The sequence below is a fragment of the Providencia sp. PROV208 genome (assembly GCF_028479465.1).
Taxonomy (GTDB): Bacteria; Pseudomonadota; Gammaproteobacteria; order Enterobacterales; family Enterobacteriaceae; genus Providencia; species Providencia alcalifaciens.
Genome location: NZ_JAMPNS010000004.1, coordinates 1 through 15,180, shown reverse-complemented (window position 1 = coordinate 15,180; position 15,180 = coordinate 1). Strand labels below are relative to the sequence as shown.

Sequence of the window (15,180 nt, the reverse complement as noted above, 5' to 3'; positions counted from 1 at the left end):
CCCGTCATGAATCCGTTTTCTTATTCAATCCTAAACGCGCTTTAATATCAGCCAGAGCAGACTGACCTTTTTGCATTCGCTCCTCGGCAGTCACCACTTTTCGTTGTTGTTCCCACACCAAATCGTCTTGTGGTAATTCCATCAAAAAACGGCTTAATTCAGGGCGGATCAGCTCACCATATTGTCGACGTTCACGGCTATGCGTAAAAAATAATTCTCGCTGCGCTCGCGTGATCCCCACATAAGCTAGACGACGCTCTTCATCAATATTATTTTCGTCAATACTACTTTGGTGAGGTAATAATCCCTCTTCCATCCCTACTAAGAAAACATAAGGAAATTCAAGACCTTTTGACGCATGTAACGTCATCAATTGAACCTGATCTGAATCTTCATCATCTTCCCCACGCTCCATCATATCGCGCAGCGTAAAGCGCGTGACAACCTGATTGAGCGTCATTGGATCATTCAGATCATCCCCTTCAATCATTTCGCTCATCCATGTAAACAATTGATTGACGTTTTTCATTCGCATCTCAGCTGCTTTAGTGCTGGTCGACGTTTCGTATAGCCAGCTCTCATAATCCATTTCTCGCAGTAAATCTCGAACTGCGATCAACGGCTCGCGCTCAGAAGTTTTAACAATGCCATCCATCCAATGGGTAAAACGTTGTAATGCCTCCAAACCTTTACCGGTTAGAGTCTGCTCTAGACCTAAATCAAAGCTGGCTTGATATAAACTTTTTCCGCGCTGATTCGCCCATTCACCCAATTTTTGAATAGTTTTAGGTCCAATTTCTCGACGTGGTGTATTTACGATACGCAAAAAAGCACTATCGTCTTCAGGATTAGTCAGCACGCGTAAATACGCCAACAGATCTTTAATCTCAGGACGAGAAAAAAATGAAGTTCCTCCCGAAATCCGGTAAGGAATTCGGTTTTGCATCAGCATTTTTTCAAAAATTCGTGATTGATGATTACCCCGGTATAAAATCGCATAATCTTTATATTGGGTTTTATTAATGAAGTGGTGAGCAATTAATTCACCAATCACACGTTCCGCTTCATGGTCTTCATTATTGGCTGTCAGCACCTTTAATGGCGCACCATAACCCAGTTCAGAAAATAATTTTTTATCAAATACATGAGGGTTATTCGCGATCAAAATATTTGCCGCTTTCAAGATACGTCCAGATGAACGGTAATTCTGCTCGAGCTTAATCACATTCAGCTTAGGAAAATCTTGGCTGAGTAACACCAAGTTTTGCGGTCTAGCGCCACGCCAAGAATAAATCGATTGGTCATCATCGCCAACGACCGTAAAACGTGCACGCTGCCCCACCAGTAATTTCACCAACTGATACTGACTGGTATTGGTATCTTGATATTCGTCCACCAGCAAATAGCGAATTTTTTGCTGCCAGCGCTCTCTCACTTCTTCATTATGATAAAGCAATAGCGTTGGCTTACTAATTAAGTCATCAAAATCCAGTACATTACAACTTTTTAGATGCAGCTCATAACGGCGATAACACTCGGCAAAATGGTGCTCTTTTTCCGTTTTTGCTTGCCCAATAACTTGCGGTGGAGAAATAAGATCATTTTTCCAATTCGAGATCGCAGAGATCAGCTGTTGAAGAAGATCTTTATCTTCCTCAAGCAGATCAAATGTGAGTTCTTTGAGTAACGCCATTTGGTCTTGGTCATCAAACAAAGAAAAATTGGCTTTGATCCCTAACGCTTTATATTCGCGTTTGATAATTTCCAGTCCCAAAGTATGGAATGTGGAAATGATTAACCCTCGGGCTTCTTTTTTACCTAATGTTTGCCCCACACGCTCTTTCATTTCGCGCGCGGCTTTATTGGTAAATGTCACCGCCGCAATTTGCCGAGGCTGATAACCACAATGGCGGATCAGATGCGCAATTTTATTGGTAATAACCCGTGTTTTACCTGAGCCTGCCCCTGCCAAAACAAGGCACGGACCATCTACATATTCAACTGCCTGTTGCTGGCTAGGATTTAATCGCATGGTTTCTCTGTATCACTTAGTTATTCAAAAAGGAATTCGCTACAGATTGTAGCAGAAACCGACCCAACTCTTGAGCAACGATCCTGCCTATTTATAAAAAAACAAAAAACCGTATGACAAAATGCCATACGGTTTTGATTTAGCGATTTTTCATTCTTATAAAACGTATTTTTCTAAATTATTTGCGTTAGAGGAAGGCGGCAAAGGAGGTTATCCTATGGAGCATACATTAGTATGTGACTTAGGTAACCGAGTGTAGCCAACGCTCCTATCACGCGAAGAGTGACGAAAAATTATTGTGCGCTAGAAATCTTCTTCATATCCGTCATATAACCACGCAAAGTCTTACCGATTTTCTCGATAGGGTGGTTACGAATGGCTTCGTTGATATCACGTAATTGCGCATTATCCGTTCCGTTATCTGCAACTGATTTTGCTAAATCACCCGCTTGTAACTTGGTCATAAACTCTTTCAGCATTGGCACGGCTGCAAATGAGAACAGGTAGTTACCATACTCTGCAGTATCTGAAATAACGACGTTCATTTCATATAAACGCTTACGTGCAATAGTGTTCGCAATCAGTGGCAATTCATGCAGTGACTCATAGTAAGCCGATTCTTCAAGAATGCCAGCTTCTAACATGGTATCGAACGCCAACTCAACGCCTGCTTTAACCATTGCAACTAACAGAACACCATGATCAAAATACTCTTGCTCAGAAATTTTACCTGCAAACTCAGGGTAGTTTTCAAACGCAGATTTCCCTGTCTCTTCGCGCCATGTCAGCAAGTTTTTATCATTATTCGCCCAATCTGCCATCATTGTTGATGAAAACTCACCAGAAATAATGTCATCCATATGTTTTTGGAACAGTGGCGCTAAAATAGTCTTCAGTTGTTCCGACAGTGCATAAGCACGGATTTTTGCAGGGTTAGACAGACGATCCATCATCAGGGTGATACCGCCCTGTTTCAGAGCTTCCGTAATGGTTTCCCAACCAAACTGAATTAATTTACCTGCATAGCCTGGCTCAACACCATCTGCAACCATTTTGTCGTAGCTCAGCAACGCGCCAGCTTGCAACATACCGCACAGAATAGTTTGCTCCCCCATCAGATCAGACTTAACTTCTGCAACGAATGATGATTCCAGAACACCAGCACGGTGACCACCAGTTGCTGCTGCCCATGCTTTAGCAATTGCCATTCCCTCACCTTTCGGATCATTTTCTGGGTGAACAGCAATCAGTGTTGGAACACCGAAACCACGTTTATATTCTTCGCGAACTTCTGTACCTGGACATTTTGGTGCTACCATCACAACAGTGATGTCTTTGCGAATTTCTTCACCCACTTCAACGATATTAAAACCGTGAGAGTAACCCAGTGCAGCACCTTGCTTCATCATTGGCTGAACAGCACGAACAACCGTAGAGTGTTGTTTGTCTGGAGTTAAGTTAACCACTAAATCCGCTTCAGGGATCAGTTCTTCATAAGTACCAACTTTAAAACCATTTTCTGTCGCTTTACGCCATGATGCACGTTTTTCCTTGATCGCTTCTGGACGCAGAGCATAAGCGATATCTAAGCCAGAATCGCGCATATTCAGACCTTGGTTTAGACCTTGAGCACCACAACCAACAATGACGATTTTTTTACCTTTCAGGTATCCTGCTTCATCCGCAAATTCATCACGATTCATAAAGCGGCATTTACCTAATTGAGCTAACTGCTCACGCAAGTTCAGTGTATTAAAATAATTCGTCATGGTCTTACTCCATTATTCGGTCAGTGTTCTGTTGTGTTCGTATTATCAGGCAAGTTGATTATCGTTACCTGTTGCTCATTATTGAGCAGTTATGTATTCACTATATGCGATGCTTGGCATTGCTTAAATTGATATATTGACAATATAATGTTGCAATATTTGCAACGAAAATCAGCGCGTAACCTGAGGGCAATATGGATATTCGTGATCTACAACTATTTCTGCATCTAGCAGAAAGCTGCCACTTTGGGCGCACGTCCAAAGCCATGCATGTCAGCCCGTCAACATTATCAAGGCAAATTCAGCGCTTGGAAGATCAATTAGGGCATCCACTCTTTATTCGCGATAACCGCTCAGTGAAACTGACCCAAGCGGGAGAACATCTCAAACAGTTTGCTCAACAGACATTATTGCAATATCAGCAGCTAAAACATGCCCTAAACCAACAAAGCCCTTCGTTGAGCGGTGAGCTGCACTTATTCTGCTCAGTCACTGCGGCATATAGCCATTTGCCACAAGTACTTGATAAGTTCCGCGCATTGCATCCACTAGTCGAAATAAAACTTACAACAGGGGATGCCGCTGATGCCGTTGATAAAGTTGAAACCAAAGAAGCTGATTTAGGCATCGCAGGTAAACCTGAAAAATTACCCGACAATGTACGATTTGCTAAAATTGGTGAAATTCCACTTGTACTCATTGCACCGTCATTACCTTGTGCAGTAAGGAGCATGGTCACCGAAGATGATCCAGACTGGTCCTCAGTTCCCTTCATCCTTCCTGAGCATGGGCCATCCCGTAAACGAATTGAGTTATGGTTTAAGCGTCATCACATCCATAATCCGGTGATTTATGCCACCGTATCGGGTCATGAAGCTATTGTTTCCATGGTAGCGCTAGGCTGTGGGATCGCGTTGATACCCAGCGTTGTCGTCGATAACAGCCCAGAACCTGTGCGTAGTCGTATATCGCAATTAGATAATATTTCGATGGTAGAACCATTTGAGCTAGGCGTTTGCTTACTCAGCAAACGCCTAAGTGAACCATTAGTTAAAGCATTCTGGGAATTGCTCCCTGAACACTCAATCTAACGTTTGTTTGCTACCTTGCGGCGCTAAGAAAAAACGAAAAGAGGGATTTCCCGTTTCATCATGATATTCATACCCTAGTGCATCAAGATGGCGATCAAAACGCACTTCTGGACCGGATAACTCAAATGCTGCCAGCACTCGCCCGTAGTCAGTTCCATGACTACGATAATGGAATAACGTAATATTCCAGTGCGTTCCTAATGTTTCCAAGAACTTTAATAATGCCCCCGGAGATTCAGGAAATTCAAAGCTATACAACTTTTCATCCAATGGCTTCGATGGGCGACCACCAATCATATAGCGCACATGCAGTTTCGCCATTTCATCATCAGACAAATCCGCCACTTCATAATCATTATTTTGTAATTCTTTAATGATATCATGACGTTCTTGCTCGCCGCCATTTAACCGAACCCCTACAAAAATACAGGCTCGTTCAGGATCAGCATCCGTATAACGATAATTAAATTCCGTGATCGAACGATTACCTAGCAGCTGGCAAAAACGTAAAAAGCTGCCTTTCTGCTCGGGAATTGTCACCGCAAGCAATGCTTCTCGCTGCTCACCTAATTCACAACGCTCAGAGACATAACGTAAGCCATGGAAATTCATATTCGCGCCAGACAGAATATGTGCCAGCCTTTCGCCCTTAATGTTATGCTGCTGAACATATTTTTTTAGCCCTGCTAGCGCTAGCGCTCCCGACGGCTCAGCAATCGCACGGACATCTTCAAAAATATCTTTCAACGCGGCACAAATCGCATCGCTATCCACGGTGATAACATCGTCAACATATTGTTGGCACAATCTAAATGTTTCATCACCAATACGCTTAACGGCAACCCCCTCGGCAAATAAGCCTACGCGAGGGAGATCCACTGGATGACCTGCTTCTAATGCCGCTTTTAAACATGCAGCATCTTCCGCCTCTACACCAATGATCTTGATTTCAGGCATAAGCTGTTTGATTAATACCGCTATCCCTGCGATCAATCCACCGCCGCCAACAGGTACGAAAATCCGATCTAAATGTGCATCTTGCTGAAGAAGCTCTAACGCAATCGTTGCCTGCCCTGCGATCACCAATGGATGATCAAAAGGCGGAACAAAGGTGGAACCTTCACGTTGTGCCATCGCAATCGCGTGAGCTTTAGCTTCATCGAAATTCGCACCAAATAAAATTGCCTCACCACCAAAACTACGCACCGCATCCACTTTGATATCCGCGGTTGCTACTGGCATAACAATTTTCGCATTGATCCCTACACGGTTAGCGGATAATGCGACACCCTGCGCATGATTTCCGGCAGAAGCCGTGACGACACCTTTCGCTTTTTGTTCTTCCGTCAAACCTGCAATCATTGCATAAGCGCCGCGTAGCTTAAAACTATGTACTGGCTGCCTATCTTCACGCTTGACCAAAATTGTATTGCCCATACGTGAAGAAAGTTTATTCATTTCTTGAAGCGGCGTCACCTGAGCGGCTTCATAAACTGGCGCACTTAATGCAGCCTTCAGGTAATCAGCACCCGTCGGTGCTGAAGGTAATGGTTTTGCTGCTGCCACAATTAGCCTCCTAATTTAGACTTATCGCGTACAGCACCTTTATCTGCACTCGTCGCTAAAGAAGCATAAGCACGTAAAGCGAAAGAAACCTCACGCTGACGGTCACGTGGCGTATAGGCTTTATCTCCACGAGCTAATTCTGCTTCATGGCGTTTGGTCAGCTCGCTTTCGCCCACATCCAGCTCAATAGTACGGCTTGGAATATTGATGTCGATGATATCTCCATCCTGCACTAAAGCCAGTAATCCACCGCTTGCTGCTTCTGGCGAAATATGTCCGATTGACAAACCGGAGCTTCCACCAGAAAAACGCCCATCAGTGATCAACGCACAGGCTTTTCCTAGTCCCATCGATTTCAAATATGATGTTGGATACAACATCTCTTGCATGCCAGGTCCACCTTTAGGACCTTCATAACGGATCACAACAACGTCACCAGCAACAACTCTTCCACCTAAAATTGCGTCTACTGCATCATCTTGGCTTTCATACACTTTTGCAGGTCCACGGAAAATTAAGCTACCTTCATCAACACCTGCGGTTTTTACAATGCAGCCATCCTCGGCGATGTTACCGGCAAGAACAGCCAAACCACCATCCAAGCTATAAGCGTGTTCAAGATTACGGATGCAACCATTTTCACGGTCAGTATCCAGTGATGGCCAACGGCAATTCTGAGAAAAAGCTTGAGTGGTACGAATACCTGCAGGACCTGCGGAAAACATGGATTTTACAGACTCATCCTTCGTCAGCATGACATCATACTGTGCCAGCATTTCGGGTAATGAAAGCCCTAAAATATTCGTTACATTTTCTTGTAATAGACCCGCACGACTCAATTCACCAAGAATACCAATCACGCCACCAGCACGATGCACATCTTCCATATGGTATTTCTGAGTACTTGGTGCCACTTTACATAAGTGAGGAACTTGTCGAGATAAGCGGTCAATATCATCCATCGTAAAATCAACTTCTGCTTCTTGTGCCGCCGCCAATAAATGCAGAACTGTATTTGTTGAACCTCCCATCGCAATATCCAGCGTCATGGCATTTTCAAATGCCGCTTTATTCGCAATATTACGTGGCAGTGCGCTTTCATCGTCTTGTTCGTAATAACGTTTTGTCAGCTCAACAATGCGTTTCCCTGCATTAATAAATAATGTCTTACGGTCCGCATGGGTAGCTAATAATGAGCCATTACCAGGCTGGGAAAGACCCAACGCTTCCGTTAAACAGTTCATCGAGTTCGCAGTAAACATACCGGAACATGACCCACATGTCGGGCATGCGGAACGCTCAATTTTTTCACTATCTTCATCACTGACATTCGGGTTTGCCCCTTGGATCATCGCATCCACAAGGTCAAGTTTGATAATCTGATCTGAAAGCTTGGTTTTCCCTGCTTCCATTGGTCCACCAGAAACGAAGATGACAGGAATGTTCAAACGCAAAGATGCCATCAACATACCTGGGGTAATTTTGTCGCAGTTGGAGATACACACCATCGCATCCGCACAGTGCGCATTGACCATATATTCTACTGAATCAGCAATCAGCTCACGAGAAGGTAAGGAATACAGCATGCCGCCATGCCCCATCGCAATCCCATCATCCACAGCAATAGTGTTAAACTCTTTCGCGACGCCGCCCGCTTGTTCTATTTGTTCTGCGACGAGTTTACCTAAATCACGTAAATGTACATGACCCGGAACAAACTGAGTAAATGAGTTTACAACGGCAATAATTGGCTTACCAAAATCATCATCGGTCATACCTGTCGCGCGCCATAATGCTCGCGCACCTGCCATATTACGGCCATGAGTGGTTGTTGCTGAACGGTACTTAGGCATATCTTAACTCCCGAGTTTTAAAACAGGCGGGGAACGACCGCCTGTAATTTATAGTATTTAATTATTGAGGGTTTACTGGATCTAACCAGCCCCATTTATCTTCTGTTGTACCGTTAAATAAACCAAAGAATGCTTGCTGAATTTTCTTCGTCACAGGACCACAACGACCGATACCAACTTGGATACCATCAACACTGCGAACTGGAGTGATTTCAGCAGCTGTTCCTGTCATAAAGACTTCATCCGCTAAGTACAGAGATTCACGAGACAGCGTTTGTTCACGCACTTCGATTCCCATATCTTTCGCCAATGTCAAAATGGCATCGCGGGTAATCCCCGGTAATGCAGATGAAGTAAATGGAGGCGTATACAGAATGCCATCTTTTACTTCAAAAATATTTTCACCTGCCCCTTCGGACAGATAACCATGAACATCTAATGCAATCCCTTCTTGGTAGCCATGGCGACGAGCTTCACTCCCAACCAGTAATGAGGATAGGTAGTTACCACCTGCTTTTGCACCAGTAGGGATAGTATTTGGTGCCACACGATTCCATGAGGAAACCATCGCATCAATACCTTGGTCTAATGCTTCTTCACCTAAATAAGCTCCCCATGGAAATGCAGCCAAAATAACATCTGTACTGTAACCATCTGGTGGGTTAACACCCATACCTACATCACCAATGAAAACTAATGGGCGAATGTACGCACTGACTAAATTATTTTTACGCAAGGTTGCACGGCAAGCTTCCATTAACTCATCGACGCTATAGCTGACTGGCATACGGTAAATTTTTGCTGAATCATGTAAACGCTGCATGTGCTCACGATGACGGAAAACAACAGGACCTTTGTGAGAGTCATAGCAACGAACGCCTTCGAATACGGAAGTCCCGTAGTGCAGAGCATGAGACATAACATGAACTTTTGCATCTGCCCATGGAGTCATTTCACCGTTAAACCAAATAAAGTCAGCTTTCTTAGTCATTTTATTTATTCCTTACATTGCACTCTGTGTGCGTAATAGTCGTGATTCTTGTTGTTTTATTTCAACTTCCGTGATGTCAGCGAGCTTCGTTAACTGCGCACATAGCTGCGTTAACGGTCTTTGGCTACTGACAGTTAATTCAATACTTACATTATCACTATCTGATAATTGATCCACATTCATAGAACTAATCCGAAATCCACGATGGCGAGTCACGCGCAAAATACGCTCTAAAACCTCGGGACGGAAACGGGCTAATATCGAGAGTTGGTGCTGCATCATAAAGGTTTCTCCATCATTCTTTCGTTGCTAGCCCCAGGTGGAACCAATGGCCAGACATTTTCTAATTCATTAATTGATACCTGTAATAAAAACGCGCCATCACTTGTCAGTAATTCATCCAGTGCGGCATCCACTTCAGACTTGCATGTAATACGACGACCTTGAATACCAAAGGCACTTGCTAAGGCAACAAAGTCTGGGTTGTCAGTTAAAATAGTTTCACTGTAACGCTGTTCAAAAAACAGCTCTTGCCATTGGCGTACCATTCCTAATCGTTGGTTATCTAACAATAAAATCTTAACAGGCAGCTGCTTACGCTTGATGGTACCCAGCTCTTGAACATTCATCATGAAGGAACCATCGCCGGATACGCAAACAACCGTATCTTCAGGGCGAGCTACTTGAGCTCCTACTGCCGCAGGGATTCCAAAGCCCATTGTCCCTAGCCCGCTGGAAGTCAAAAAATTCTCTGGTCCATCAACTGCGATATGTTGAGCTGACCACATCTGGTGCTGACCAACATCTGTTGTAACGATAGTGTTCGGCTTCATTTTGTCTGATAGCTGCTTCAGTAATAATGGCGCATAGATAGGTTCCCCTGGATGGTCGTAGCGCCATTCAAACTCTTGTTTTAGTTGCTGAATCTCTTGCTGCCAATCCGTAATATCTTTCACTACCATCAATTGAGGTAACAACGCTTTCGCATCTCCCAATAACGCCACATGGGTTTGGCGTAATTTATCCAATTCAACATGGTCAATATCGATATGAATAACCTTAGCATTAGGTGCAAAAGTGTTTAATTTTCCTGTTACTCTGTCGTCAAAACGCGCACCAACCGCGATTAATAAATCACAACGTTGCACCGAAATATTGGCAGCTTTCGTACCATGCATCCCCAACATACCGAGGTAATTTTTATCCGATGGCTTCACTGCACCTAGGCCTTTCAATGTCACAACTGAAGGGATCCCTGTTTTCTCGATAAACGATCTCAGCTCAGTTACAGCCCCTGACATTCCAACCCCACCACCAATGTATAACATCGGTTTTTCTGACTGCTCCATCAGCTCTCTTGCTTGCTTAATTGCAGCATCTGACGTGGATTCTTGCTGATCAACAGGCATTAAATAAGGGGCTAAATCTGCGTGTTGCAGCTGAATATCTTTCGGAATATCAATCAGTACAGGTCCAGGACGTCCACTATTTGCGATTGCGAAAGCTTCAGCAAGGATACGAGGTAAATCGTCGATCGACTCCACTAAAAAACTGTGTTTGGTACAAGCAAGAGATAAGCCTAAAACATCGATTTCCTGAAACGCATCTGTGCCAATAAACGCAGATGCAACTTGACCGGTGATTGCAACGACGGGCACAGAATCCAACAACGCATCCGCTAATCCTGTAATAACGTTTGTTGCTCCCGGACCAGATGTTGCAATACAAACCCCCGTTTTTCCTGTTGAACGAGCATAGCCAATGGCGGCAATGACTGCGCCCTGTTCATGCCGACACAGTAAATGTTCAACACCACCATCGTACAGAGCATCATACACTGGCATGATAGCCCCGCCGGGATACCCAAAAACTGTATCAACACCCTGTGTTCTTAATGCCTGCACTAACCACTGTGCTCCGTTCATTCTCATCTCCTGTCTATCATCTATACATTTGTATTTATTGTTTTTTTCTTATTTTTGTTGGTTTGCTAGAATTTTATGTCAAAAAAAACCCCGCGCCTTTCGGTGCGGGGTTCTCGTAAGATTTAGCTATTATTTCAGCTTTCGTCGTCCAAGTGCAGCCCCGCACGGTGGGATAATAATCACCACCACGCTAATAATTAGGCTAATCACTTGGATGAATTTGTTCATGAGTTTAATCTGTTCAACTTTAATCGTTATCTTTATTAAAGAGTTATCATTTTAAAATTACTTTGACAACCGTTATTTACTTTTTTGATGATTAAAATTTTAATTCTATTTAAATTCAATAGATTAAAAACAATTCAGATTAAACCACTACTTTTTATGCAGAGATATAGCTAATAGTCATAACATCCACCCATGATACAGCTAAATTCTCTAGTGAAAACTCACCCAAAAACAATTAATTAAACCTAACTAAAAAGTTAATCTTACTTAAGTAATTTCCTGTCAAAGCTATTCTCACCCAAAAGAAAAAGTGTGTATAACCACTAAAAATAAAGGCTACAAAGCCCTTTGAGAAAAAATGTAACACCTCTGCAATTAAACAATTTAATTATCGAGTCGCTTCGCAAATATCAAAGTAAGGACAAGAAAAAAAATCGAATTGCTTACAGCATATTATGCTAGTAAATAAAGAGGGCGGTTTATGACATTAGCTATTGTTTATACGAGAGCATCAATTGGGTTAGATGCTCCATTAGTCACTGTTGAAGCACATATTAGTAATGGACTTCCGGGATTAACTTTAGTGGGGTTACCCGAAACAGCGGTCAAAGAAGCTAGAGATAGAGTACGCAGCGCTCTAGTAAATAGTGGATTTGAATATCCAGTGAAAAAGATGACTGTAAATTTAGCACCAGCTGATTTACCTAAAGAAAGTGGTCGTTATGATCTAGCTATTGCTGTCGCCATACTTGCCGCATCAGGACAAGTACCGCACCAACTATTAGAACTGCATGAATTTCTTGGTGAATTAGCACTTTCAGGTGATATACGTTATGTGAATGGTGGGATCCCTGCTGCTCAAGCGGCTATTACGCAAAATAGACGGCTGATCCTTTCTCAAGATAACCAACATCAGCTCAGTTTATTGGCAGATAACAGCGTTAATTTTGCAACATCCTTACTTCAACTTTGCCATTACCTACACAAAAAAAATACGTTACCTAATAACCAACAAATTACTCAAAATCCAAGTCCACAAAATCATCAGAATGATATTGGTGATATCATCGGGCAAGAGCAAGGAAAACGTGCATTAGAAATCTGTGCAGCAGGCGGGCACAATTTGTTACTGCTTGGTCCGCCAGGAACAGGCAAAACTATGCTAGCTAGCAGGCTAATGACTTTATTACCCTCGTTAACCCCCCAAGAAGCCCTTGAAGTTACTGCATTACATAGCCTGAACCAAACAATCAAAATTGAAAATCAATGGCCTACAAGACCATTCAGATGTCCTCATCATAATACATCGGTCACTGCTTTGATTGGAGGGGGATCATTACCCAAACCAGGAGAAATCTCGCTCGCTCATCATGGTATTCTATTCCTAGATGAACTACCAGAATTCGCGCGTTCTGTATTAGATGCCCTACGAGAACCTTTAGAATCCCATCAAGTTATTATCTCAAGAGCTAAAGCTAAAGTTTGTTTTCCTGCTAGTTTTCAATTAATTGCTGCTCTTAATCCTAGTCCTACAGGTCACTATCAAGGCGAAATGAGCCGCTCCTCTCCCGCAAAAATTTTACGATACTTATCAAAGGTTTCAGGCCCATTTCTAGATAGATTCGACCTTTCAATTGAAATTCCACTACTTCCTTTGGGAACACTCAGCCAACAAACTAGCCAAGGAGAAAATAGTGAACAAATTCGATTGCGCGTCATTGAAGCTCGAAAACAGCAAATTGAAAGAGCTGGCAAAATCAATAGCCTACTGACTCCCAGAGAAACAACAAAAATCTGCCAACTCACCACTGAAGATGCTCTATTCTTAGAGAATGCACTGAATAAACTTGGGCTGTCTATCCGAGCTTGGCATCGAATCCTCAGAGTTTCACGAACAATTGCAGATTTGAGTTCTTCACAAAAGATACATAGAGAGCATTTATTAGAAGCACTAGGATATCGAGCTATGGATAAGTTATTGCTTCATTTGCAAAAACAAGTAAGCTGAGGGCATTAAGAGGGTGTTTATAACACTGCATAAAACAAAAGGGACCTAAGTCCCTATTTGTTTTAACGCTTATATTGTTCTAATACTAATGAAATTAATCATCCGTATCGGTATAGTCTTCCGATGGGTCTATCTGTGGTTTGCCACCTGATAGTGTATGGAAGCGCTTTGGACGATTGATTCGACTAGAATATTTCACCCATACCTTTTCTTCAGGGGTTACAGGTTCGCGCTCTCCACGGCAAACAGCGACGAATAATTCTTCTTCTTCTGTTTGCGCTGCGCGTTTTCCTGTATCAAGCTCATTGAAAGCTTGGCCATGACGTTCTAGCAACTGAGCTTCTTTAATGGTGAAATCACCATGACGAGAAAAGCCACGTGGGTAATGTTTATTATCAAAAAAACGATTAGTCGTGATGAAGCTATCTGCCATCTGACACACTCCTAACTGATTACGGTCAACTCTATATGGCGCGGAGTATTAGACAGCATTGACAATCTGTAAAACAAAACATTTAAATCATCACGACAAAAATTATTGGAGATGCGTGTGGACAGCGAGTTATTAAGAACTTTTTTAGAAGTCAGTAGAACCAGACACTTCGGCAGAGCCGCAGAATCTCTCTACTTAACGCAGTCTGCCGTTAGCTTTCGTATCAGACAGTTAGAAACACAATTAGGCACCAGCCTATTTACAAGGCACCGGAATAATATTCGTTTGACTGCAGCGGGGGAACGTTTAGTCCCTTATGCTGAATCATTAATGAATACATGGCTTCAGGCTAAAAAAGAGATCTCACACGCATCCCAACACACAGAACTTTCTATTGGTGCAACAGCATCCCTGTGGGAAAGCTATCTGACAAATTGGCTTGAAGTGCTATACAACCAGCATGATGAGCTGAGATTAGAAGCTCGAGTGTCAACACGCCAATCCCTCGTAAAGCAGTTACACTCCCGAGAATTAGATTTATTGATTGCAATTGAGCCACCAAAAATGGATGAGCTTGAAAGTACCATCATCGGCTCAATTCAACTCCAGCTAATGGCATCACAAAAGAATATCGCACTGACTCAGTATAATTTTATCAAATTGGAATGGGGGGCTGATTTTCATCCCAAAAACGAGCCAGCTCTACTCCAAGATGACACCCCTGTCATGATTACGACATCCGCTGAGATTACACGCCAATTATTGCCTGTATCGCTTTCTGCGGCATTTTTACCTACTCATTGGCTCCAACATTATCCAACATTAAAAACGCTCTCAGATAACGTTATTACTAAGCCTTTATATGCCATTTGGCTGAAGAAAAATGATCAGCAAATTCTAATTAATCAACTTATTAAAACACCAATACCAAACACACAATAAGCATTGATAGATATAATAATTGGGCGAAATATCGCCCTTTTTTATTGCAAAACATAGGTAGTTAATTGAAATATTAGATACTAGATGAACATGAAAAAAGAGTTTGGGAGTTTGGGAGTTTGGGAGTTTGGGAGTTTGGGAGTTTGGGAGTTTGGGAGTTTGGGAGTTTAAGCTAAAAATCAGATGCTACAAAAAGAAAAACCCGATTAATATAATCGGGTTATCAATAGATACTTCTTTTATTATTACTTAATTGGTAACTGGCAGGGGCGGAGAGACTCGAACTCCCAACACCCGGTTTTGGAGACCGGTGCTCTACCAATTGAACTACGCCCCTAAATT

At 42.7% G+C, this 15,180-nt stretch carries 12 protein-coding genes and 1 tRNA gene; 3 read left to right on the top strand and 10 right to left on the bottom strand.

What is annotated here, in order from left to right:
* Positions 1-4: 4 nt before the first annotated feature.
* Both rep and ilvC read right to left on the bottom strand, forming a co-directional pair.
* Positions 5-2,032, bottom strand: a complete 2,028-nt coding sequence (rep, locus tag PR766_RS03415; protein WP_036963184.1) for a DNA helicase Rep — start codon at positions 2,030-2,032, stop codon at positions 5-7.
* Between the two features lie 293 nt (positions 2,033-2,325).
* Positions 2,326-3,801, bottom strand: a complete 1,476-nt coding sequence (gene ilvC / locus PR766_RS03410) for a ketol-acid reductoisomerase (protein ID WP_006658216.1) — start codon at positions 3,799-3,801, stop codon at positions 2,326-2,328.
* 194 nt (positions 3,802-3,995) lie between these two features.
* On the opposite strand from ilvC, the gene ilvY reads away from it, so the two are divergent.
* Positions 3,996-4,892 (top strand): HTH-type transcriptional activator IlvY, encoded by an 897-nt coding sequence (ilvY, locus tag PR766_RS03405; RefSeq protein ID WP_006658217.1) that lies wholly within the window; start codon positions 3,996-3,998, stop codon positions 4,890-4,892.
* Here the strand turns inward: ilvY and ilvA are convergent.
* The 6 genes from ilvA to ilvL all read right to left on the bottom strand — a co-directional run bounded on the left by ilvA (position 4,884) and on the right by ilvL (position 11,455).
* A complete protein-coding gene (ilvA, locus tag PR766_RS03400) occupies positions 4,884-6,458 on the bottom strand; it encodes a threonine ammonia-lyase, biosynthetic (RefSeq protein WP_036963177.1) in 1,575 nt (524 codons plus the stop codon). The genes ilvY and ilvA overlap by 9 nt on opposite strands.
* Positions 6,459-6,460: 2 nt before the next feature.
* Positions 6,461-8,311, bottom strand: a complete 1,851-nt coding sequence (gene ilvD, locus PR766_RS03395) for a dihydroxy-acid dehydratase (protein WP_154601414.1) — start codon at positions 8,309-8,311, stop codon at positions 6,461-6,463.
* 61 nt (positions 8,312-8,372) lie between these two features.
* On the bottom strand, positions 8,373-9,302 hold the full coding sequence (locus tag PR766_RS03390) for a branched-chain amino acid transaminase (protein WP_006658220.1): 930 nt from the start codon (positions 9,300-9,302) through the stop codon (positions 8,373-8,375).
* 12 nt (positions 9,303-9,314) lie between these two features.
* On the bottom strand, positions 9,315-9,584 hold the full coding sequence (gene ilvM, locus PR766_RS03385) for an acetolactate synthase 2 small subunit (protein ID WP_006658221.1): 270 nt from the start codon (positions 9,582-9,584) through the stop codon (positions 9,315-9,317).
* Positions 9,581-11,227, bottom strand: coding sequence for an acetolactate synthase 2 catalytic subunit (ilvG, locus tag PR766_RS03380; protein ID WP_036963175.1), 1,647 nt, complete (start codon positions 11,225-11,227; stop codon positions 9,581-9,583). The genes ilvM and ilvG overlap by 4 nt, the downstream gene beginning before the upstream one ends.
* Positions 11,228-11,356: 129 nt before the next feature.
* The gene (gene ilvL / locus PR766_RS03375; RefSeq protein ID WP_108478773.1) at positions 11,357-11,455 is read right to left on the bottom strand and encodes an ilv operon leader peptide; all 99 of its coding nucleotides are present in this window, start codon (positions 11,453-11,455) and stop codon (positions 11,357-11,359) included.
* 481 nt (positions 11,456-11,936) lie between these two features.
* Here ilvL and PR766_RS03370 point away from each other — a divergent pair, with 481 nt between their 5' ends.
* Positions 11,937-13,463, top strand: coding sequence for a YifB family Mg chelatase-like AAA ATPase (locus PR766_RS03370; protein ID WP_006658223.1), 1,527 nt, complete (start codon positions 11,937-11,939; stop codon positions 13,461-13,463).
* A gap of 94 nt (positions 13,464-13,557) precedes the next feature.
* Here the strand turns inward: PR766_RS03370 and PR766_RS03365 are convergent, their stop codons facing one another.
* On the bottom strand, positions 13,558-13,896 hold the full coding sequence (locus PR766_RS03365) for a DUF413 domain-containing protein (RefSeq protein ID WP_006658224.1): 339 nt from the start codon (positions 13,894-13,896) through the stop codon (positions 13,558-13,560).
* A gap of 111 nt (positions 13,897-14,007) precedes the next feature.
* On the opposite strand from PR766_RS03365, the gene hdfR reads away from it, so the two are divergent.
* Positions 14,008-14,838 carry an HTH-type transcriptional regulator HdfR gene (hdfR, locus tag PR766_RS03360; RefSeq protein ID WP_006658225.1) on the top strand — a complete coding sequence of 277 codons (831 nt, stop codon included), beginning with the start codon at positions 14,008-14,010 and terminating at the stop codon, positions 14,836-14,838.
* A gap of 261 nt (positions 14,839-15,099) precedes the next feature.
* On the opposite strand, the gene PR766_RS03355 is transcribed toward hdfR, so the two are convergent.
* Positions 15,100-15,175 (bottom strand) — tRNA-Trp (locus tag PR766_RS03355).
* Between the last annotated feature and the right edge of the window lie 5 nt (positions 15,176-15,180).